6 protein-coding genes and 1 tRNA gene are annotated in these 7,432 nt (G+C 42.2%); 4 read left to right on the forward strand and 3 right to left on the reverse strand.

The annotated features are described in order from the left end of the window. The first annotated feature begins 2 nt into the window (after window positions 1-2). From LJE12_RS15840 to LJE12_RS15850, 3 genes are all read left to right on the forward strand, one after another. On the forward strand, window positions 3-1,835 hold the full coding sequence (locus LJE12_RS15840) for an efflux RND transporter periplasmic adaptor subunit (RefSeq protein WP_118614313.1): 1,833 nt from the start codon (window positions 3-5) through the stop codon (window positions 1,833-1,835). Then, window positions 1,828-3,060 carry an ABC transporter permease gene (locus tag LJE12_RS15845; protein WP_055150576.1) on the forward strand — a complete coding sequence of 411 codons (1,233 nt, stop codon included), beginning with the start codon at window positions 1,828-1,830 and terminating at the stop codon, window positions 3,058-3,060. Before LJE12_RS15840 ends, LJE12_RS15845 begins: the two co-directional genes overlap by 8 nt. Before the next feature lie 191 nt (window positions 3,061-3,251). After that, window positions 3,252-3,325: transfer RNA gene (locus LJE12_RS15850), tRNA-Arg, on the forward strand. A gap of 240 nt (window positions 3,326-3,565) precedes the next feature. Here LJE12_RS15850 and LJE12_RS15855 read toward each other — a convergent pair. Genes LJE12_RS15855 through LJE12_RS15865 form a run of 3 tightly spaced genes read right to left on the reverse strand, consistent with a single transcriptional unit; the run spans window position 3,566 to window position 5,922 of the window. Beyond that, window positions 3,566-4,102, reverse strand: a complete 537-nt coding sequence (locus LJE12_RS15855; RefSeq protein WP_025578962.1) for a nucleoside-triphosphatase — start codon at window positions 4,100-4,102, stop codon at window positions 3,566-3,568. Window positions 4,103-4,139: 37 nt separating this feature from the next. Next, window positions 4,140-4,946, reverse strand: coding sequence for an ABC transporter ATP-binding protein (locus LJE12_RS15860; RefSeq protein ID WP_025578960.1), 807 nt, complete (start codon window positions 4,944-4,946; stop codon window positions 4,140-4,142). A gap of 4 nt (window positions 4,947-4,950) precedes the next feature. Continuing rightward, window positions 4,951-5,922 (reverse strand): FecCD family ABC transporter permease, encoded by a 972-nt coding sequence (locus LJE12_RS15865; RefSeq protein WP_227227114.1) that lies wholly within the window; start codon window positions 5,920-5,922, stop codon window positions 4,951-4,953. Window positions 5,923-6,162: 240 nt separating this feature from the next. Between LJE12_RS15865 and LJE12_RS15870 the strand changes: the two genes are divergently transcribed. Beyond that, window positions 6,163-7,287, forward strand: coding sequence for an ABC transporter substrate-binding protein (locus tag LJE12_RS15870; protein ID WP_025578957.1), 1,125 nt, complete (start codon window positions 6,163-6,165; stop codon window positions 7,285-7,287). Window positions 7,288-7,432 lie beyond the last annotated feature (145 nt).

Here is a 7,432-nt window from a genome sequence, read left to right on the forward strand (position 1 = left end):
TTATGAAAAAAAAGAAAAGTAAAAAGAAAATTATTATTGGAGCAGCAGCTGTTCTTGTTGTTGCCGGCGGAGTTACAGTAGCAGGTCAGAGAAATTCAACAGAAAATCAGATTCCACAGGTTCAGGTAGTAACTGCAGAGAAAGGAGATGTTGAGGAAATTGTAGATGCCACAGGAACAGTGGGAAGTGAAGAAGAGAAGACTTATTATTCTCCTGTAAATGCAGAACTGAAAACTGTTTCTTTTTCCCAGGGCGATGTGGTAAAAAAGGGAACAAAACTGATCGAGTTTAATACAGAGGATCTGGAAAAAGATAATCGAAAAGCAGAACTGAATCTGAAATCAACAAAGTATGATACAAAGGATACAAGAAATAAATCTGACAAAGCAGAGAAGAAGCAGAAGGATGCCAAAAAGAATGTTCAGGAGCTTGAGAAGAAAATAAAGGATAAAAAAGCTTATGTCTCGTCTCTGAAATCACAGATTTCAGCGGCAGCAGCAGCGGCACAGCGTGAAGCGGCAGCTCAGGCATCCGCACAGGCAGCAGCTCAGGCTCAGGCACAGCAGCAGGAAGCTCAGGCAAAAGCCCAGGCAGAGGCAAAGAAACAGGAGGAAATCCAGAGTAAATATCAGGCCGCACTTTATACATACAAGACGGAGACTCTTCCGCAGTACCAGCAGCAGCTCTCAGATCTGAATGCACAGTATAATCAGGCACAAAGCGATTATAATCAGGCAGACACCACATATCAGATGGCATTTGCAACATGGCAGGCAGACCCTTCAGATGAGAATACACAGGCTCTGGATAATGCGGAGGCTGCAAGAACACAGGCACAGCTCGCAATGCAGCAGGCACAGCAGACTTATAATGATCTTAAGCAGCAGACACCGAAAATGCCGGTACTTTCTGACTTCACAGAAAGCAGTGCAGATTACTCATGGGGAATTTCAGACGGTTCAGATGCAGATGACAGCGATGGGGAAGATTCTTCCTACTCCGGATATGACAACAGCGGAAGTGATGGCGGGACAGTAACTGCGGATACTTCTGCTCTGGAAAGTGCACTTGAGACAGCAAGTGATGAACTTGCAGAGCTTCAGTCAGATCTGGCTTCTGAGAAAGCTGTCGCAGAGGCAGATTCCACAAGCCTGACAAAAGAAGAAAAAGAGAAACTGAAAGTAACAGATAATCTTTCCGAACTGGACGCAAAATCAGCCGAGGAGCTGGTGAAGGAAGGAAAGAAAGGAATCACCGCGGAATTTAACGGAATCATATCCAAGGCAGATATTAAGCAGGGAGCAGCAGTTACTCAGGGTATGGAACTGTTTACTATTGAGAATACAGACAAGGCAAGTGTGGATGTGACTCTCTCTAAATATGATTATAATACAGTGAAAGAGGGGCAGTCTGTTGAGATTACCTTAGGGGATAATACTTATCAGGGTACTGTAATAAAAATGAGCCATATTGCGGTGCAGAATGAAAAAGGAACGCCGGTCATTTCAGCAACAGTAAGCATTGATGATCCGGATGAAGATATTTTCCTGGGAGTAGATGCCAAGGTTAAGATTCATGCGGCTTCTGCGAAAAATGTGGTGACTCTTCCTGTGGAAGTGATCAATATCGGAAAAGAAGGCTCCTTCTGCTATGTGATAGAAGATGGACTGGTGACAAAGAGAAATATTACTACAGGAATCAGCTCAGAGGATTATGTGGAAATTACGAAGGGAATCAAAGAAGGCGAAGAAGTAATCGCAGATCTGGGTGATTACACAGAGGGAATGGAAGTACAGGCAGTTCCTGAACAGACAGGAGAGGATGCTGATGAGTAAGCTGTATGAATATATCAAGATGGCAGTCCATAACATTATGGCAAATAAGGGACGTTCATTTCTGACTATGCTTGGCATTATCATTGGCATTGCTTCTGTAATTGCTATTGTATCTGTGGGTGAAGGAACCAAGAACCAGATGAACAGTGAAATTGATGATATCGGCGGCGGGCAGATTGCCATCAGTGTCAGCGACGAGGCACAGACAGACGAGGAGTGGATCACTGCGGATGATGTGGAAGCAATCCGGGCGGTAGACGGTATAGAAGGAGTAAATGTTTCGGATTCATTCAGTGGAGAAACTACCACAGGTAAGGGAAATTTTTCTCTTATGGTAACAGGTGAGGGACCGGATGCAAAGCTGTTAAATAATGCCACCATGAAGCATGGAGTATATTTCGGGGAAAATGAAGTTCAGGAAGCAAAAAATGTCTGTGTGCTTTCCGATGCAGATGCAAAAAGACTCTTTGGCACAGATGATGTGGTTGGAATGACTGTAGATGTCAATTGTTATGGACTGACCAAAAGTCTTCGTATCTGCGGGGTGACAACCCAGAAAGAAAATGGAACCTTTGTCAGTTATACTTATGAGGGAATGCCGGTGACTATTAATGTTCCCTATACTACAATGAATGAATTCACCGGTGTATCCGATTACTTTTTCTCAGTAACAATGCAGACAGATAAGAGCTTAAACAGTCAGGATGTTGCTGACAAAGTGGTAAAACTGATGGAAAAAAGACATCAGTGTGCAGGAAAAGATTACTTTCAGGTACAGAGCTTTCAGGATATTATGAGCTCTATGAATCAGATGCTGGATATGGTGACTGCTTTTATCTCCTTTGTGGCGGGAATTTCCCTTCTGGTTGGCGGTATCGGCGTTATGAATATTATGCTGGTTTCCGTAACAGAACGTACCAGAGAGATTGGTATCCGTAAGTCACTGGGAGCGAAAACCTCTTCTATTATGATGCAGTTTCTGGCAGAGGCGGCAATTCTGACGGTGATTGGAGGGGTGATAGGAATTGTTCTGGGTGTGATCGGCGGATATGTAATCTGTTCAATCATAAGCAGCAGTATGGGAATGTCCATCACTCCGGGAATCAGCCTGAGTACAATTATGGCGGCGACTTTGTTTTCCTGTGCAGTAGGAGTATTCTTTGGAATTTATCCTGCGAAGAAAGCAGCAAAACTGAGCCCGATCGAGGCTTTGCGGCGGAATTAATGAAAACAGGACTGCGATAGTATTTTGGTGTACCTGTGTACTGATATCATTACAGAATAGTTGTAAATTGTTATAATTTTGCGAATCAAAAGAAAAAAATAAAAAATTCAAAAAAAGTGTTGACAAATGCTCCAGTATAGAGTAGAATACTCATTGTTGTGAGGGACACGAGATAAGAACTTCACAAGGATGTGCGTTTAGCTCAGCTGGATAGAGCGTTTGGCTACGGACCAAAAGGCCGGGGGTTCGAATCCTCTAACGCACGCTAATAAAAATAAGACAGTGCAAATGCACTGTCTTATTTTTTGTTCAAGTCCGGGTCGGACTCGAACGGGTTCGATCTACGCTTCGCTCCGGTCGTTGCTAAACGCGTGCCACTGGCACGCAGCAACCTCTAACGCACGTAAAACCGCTAGAAATCAAGGCTTCTAGCGGTTATTTTTTTACTTGACAAGGCTACTTGACCCTTTGGTTAGTTCCGATGGCATAGCCCCGGGAGTAATCATTAAGGAGAAGAAATTTTACATTGAATGTAATTGAGTAAAGCTCTGTCATTCCGATTGTCTTCAGAAATTGTAATGATTTCAACCTTTGGGTGATTTACAATTTCAGGCCAGAAAGATTCTGCAGGTTCCTGTAATACCCCTAAAATGGGAGTCTGCCCATCCAAAAGGTTTAAGATTTTTTTACGAAATAAAGTAGCGTCTGCTTCATGTGGACCAAGTTCATCCATAACAATTAAAGAGCAGTCAGAACACATGGAAAGAATATTGCATCCAAGAAGATCAAAGGTATCGGCAGTGTGTTCATCTGTTTTTCCGCATAAAAACAAAAGATTAGATTCGTTTGGGAATTCCTTCTCTTTTAGATGGTACATATGAACTGAATACTGATTCTTTAGATAGTCTTTTGTGCGGACAGTCAGGAATCCATCAGCGGTTTTCTTATAATCATCCAATATCTTTTGGGTCAATGTAGATTTTCCAATGTGTTTTTTACCAGTTAAAAATATATGTTGAGTCATAGTAAAGTCCCATTTCATTTTATTTTATAATAGTTCCATAATTGTAACCCACGTATCATTTCTCATGAACTGTTTTGGCTGAGCTGTTTACCGGTAAACAGATAGTTCGTTCACGGCCATAGCGGTCGTGTGTAGTTATCACATCCATTTCAATATCGTAAACAGATTGTAAGGTTTCAGATGTAATGATTTCTTTGGGAGAGCCAAATCCCATAACCTTTCCGGATTTCATGAGAAGAACTTTGTTTCCCACGGAAAAGGGATGCTCAGGACTATGTGTTGACATAATAATGCAATATCCCTGGTTGGCCAGCCCTGAAATTACTTCCATGAGAAGCTGATGATTTGCATAATCCAGATTGGCGGCTGGCTCGTCCATGATGAAGATTTTTGCAGACTGACAGATTGCACGGGCAATTAAAACCAATTGCCTTTGTCCTCCGCTTAAGGAAGTATATTTCCTGTTGGCAAGAGGCAGGGCATTTACTTTCTCCAAGGCAGCAAAAGCTGCTTCCTGATCAGGCTCTTTTGGGGTTTCAAATGCGGAGAAATGAGAAGCACGCCCCATAATTACTATATCAAGAACTGTATAGGCAAATACAGGGGAATGATATTGGGGAATATATGCAATCATATTTGCCAGTGTTTTGGTTGTAAAGTCACTAATATTTTTTCCGGCTATCTTTATTTTTCCATTAGAAACAGGAAGGGAACCTAATATCATGCGGAACAGAGTGGTCTTTCCGCAACCATTAGGACCAAGCAGACAAAGCACATCACCATAGTCTGCGCTGCAGCTGATACCTTTTAAAATATCACCATTGCCGTAACCGCCAAAAACATTTTCAATTTCCAGAAGCATATAATTACGCGCGCTCCTTTCGTTTGATGATAAGATAGATAAAGAAGGGGGCGCCCATGATACTTGTGACAACGCCAAGTGGAAGTTCCATGGACAAAAGGGAACGGGAAATATCATCAACAAGTATCAGATATCCGCCGCCAAGGATCGCACTTGCAGGTATCAGCCTTCTGTAATCAACGCCAACCAGTGCACGTGCCAGATGGGGGATCATCAGCCCGACCCATCCGATCAATCCTCCAAGACAGACAGCAGCGGCGCTGAGTAATGTGGAAGCGACTATAAAAATCAGACGATATTTACGCACATTGATTCCTAAACTTTTGGCTTCTTCTTCATCCAAAGTCAGCAGATTGATCTGCCATCGAAAAATAAAAATCAGACTTAATCCAATGATCATTGGAAGAACACTCCAGGAAAAGGATTTGGTTGTGGTTTTGGTTAAGCTGCCCATAAGCCAGAAAGTAATTTGTTGGAGAACATCATTAGGGTCTGCCACATATTTGATCATTGTGACACCGGCATTGCAGAGTGACATGATCATAGTTCCGGTCAGAACAAGACTGAGAGTCTGGGAATGTGCGGATTTTCGGCTGATAAGATAGGATGCGGCTACTGCGGCTACACCACCTGCAAAAGCAGAAAGTTGAATCATCCAGTTGGAAGCTCCGTTTAAAATTGCAAAAGCAGCTCCGAGACTTGCACCGGAAGAAACTCCAAGGATATCCGGAGATACCAGTGGATTGCGAAACATTCCCTGATAGGTTGCACCTGCTACCGAGAGGGAAGCACCAATAAATAAAGCAGACAGAATACGGGGCAGACGGATATTCCAGAATATGGTAACTGCCTGGGGTAAAATATCTCCTTTAAAACCAAATTTTGATAAAAATGCATTTAGTACCTGCACTGGTGTAAGCGGATAATATCCCACCCAGAATGAGAGTACTATAATGATAAACAAAAGTACCAGCATAACCGCCAACAGCAGAACATATCGTTTTTGCCGGGCAGTAGCTACTTTTTTTCATTAGCTGTCAGATTCATAATCATTCATCCTTGTAACTTGACTGATCAAATTTACGGTGTTATACTCAGAAAAACCGAATTGTTTTTAAAAACTATTCGCATATACATTATAATACTTAAAAATTGTATAGTCAATTTCAATAAGCGTCAATTATGAGTAATGCGGAGAAAAGAAAGGAGAAAGTTTATGAAAAAGCACAGACAACTTTTGGCTCTGCTTATATGTCTGGTGATGTCAGTCAGTCTTTTAACAGGATATTCTGAAACGAAGGCTGCTACTGAAGAGCAGGCGCAGAGTGGGGAGCAGGATGCCACGCAGGAAACTGCTGAAACCCGTGAGATCACAGACATGGCAGGAAGAAAAGTAACGGTCCCTGCAGCAGAAAATATTGAATCTGTTTTTTCAGCAGGTCCGGTAGCTGCAATTTTTCTGTATATGGTTGCACCGGATAAGCTTCTTGGGTGGAATTATGAACTGAATGATGTTGAGAAATCTATTATTCTGGACAAATATCAGGATCTTCCTAATTTTGGAATGGGTGATGCTGTCAATTATGAAGCAGTAATTGCTGCCAATCCTACAATTGCTATTAATAGTGGAAAGATTAATGATACAATGGTTTCTGATTGCGATGCGTTATCAGAAAGCCTTGGAATTCCGGTTGTTGCAGTAGACAATGAGCTTAATAATTCTGCGGAAGCTTTTCGTTTTATGGGCGAACTTCTTGGCGTAGAAGATCATGCAGAAGAGCTTGCTCAGTATGCGGAGCAGGTATTTACTGATATTAATGCACTTTCAGATATTCCAGAAGAAAAGAAAGTCAGTGTATACTTCGGTAATGGAGAGGATTCACTGGAAACTGCACCCAGGGGATCCCAGCATGCACAGATCCTTGATGCCATCAATGCAGTCAATGTTGCAGATCTGGAATTGGGAGATGGATCTCGTGTTCAGATTTCAGCAGAACAGCTTCTTGCATGGGATCCGGATGTGATTGTTGTAAATGGTGAACCAAAGGCAGATAAAAGCGGAAATTCTGCAGCAGAAGATATCCTGAGCAATCCTGATTATGCTTCACTAAAAGCAGTACAGGACCAAAAGGTTTATGGAACTCCTAATGCACCGTTTAGCTGGGTGGATCGTCCGGCAGGACCAAATCGTCTGATCGGTATGCGATGGTTCTCAGCATTGATTTATCCGGAATATATTAAATGTGATATCAATGAAGAAATACATAAATTTTTCGATCTTTTTTATCATGTTGATCTGTCCGATGAACAGTTGGAAAATGTTCTGAAAGGAACTTTATAAAGGTTAGGCATGGACGTGGAAAAGGGCTATACAATAAATAAATGAAAAAGAAACGCTGGTTCCGGTAAATACCGGTTCCGGCGTTTCTTTTTGTTAGGGCAAAGCCCTGTTTGCCATTGTGGAGTTTTTCGCTGATCCGAAAAAC

Source organism: Blautia sp. DFI.6.71, from assembly GCF_020593585.1.
GTDB lineage: Bacteria > Bacillota > Clostridia > Lachnospirales > Lachnospiraceae > Blautia_A > Blautia_A wexlerae.